1 protein-coding gene is annotated in these 254 nt (G+C 69.7%); it reads left to right on the top strand.

Features of this window, described 5'->3' with window-relative positions:
- Positions 1-254, top strand: a 254-nt coding sequence (locus KUM03_RS39375) for a carboxyl transferase domain-containing protein (RefSeq protein WP_302185908.1), incomplete at both ends; no start/stop codon positions are given.

Here is a 254-nt window from a genome sequence, read left to right as displayed (position 1 = left end):
CTGGGCGAGGCCCACGCCACGAAGATCCACAAGATCATGGACATGGCCATCGCGGCGGGTGCGCCGCTGGTGTCGTTGAACGACGGCGCCGGCGCCCGCATCCAGGAAGGCGTCAGCGCCCTCGCGGGCTACGGCGGCATCTTCCAGCGCAACACGAAGGCGTCCGGTGTCATCCCGCAGATCAGCGTGATGCTCGGCCCGTGCGCGGGCGGCGCGGCCTACAGCCCCGCCCTCACCGACTTCGTGTTCATGGT

Origin of the sequence: Streptomyces sp. AC602_WCS936, from assembly GCF_019049125.1 — a bacterium.
In the GTDB taxonomy this organism is placed as follows: domain Bacteria; phylum Actinomycetota; class Actinomycetes; order Streptomycetales; family Streptomycetaceae; genus Streptomyces.
This window is presented reverse-complemented; position numbering and strand designations above follow the sequence as displayed.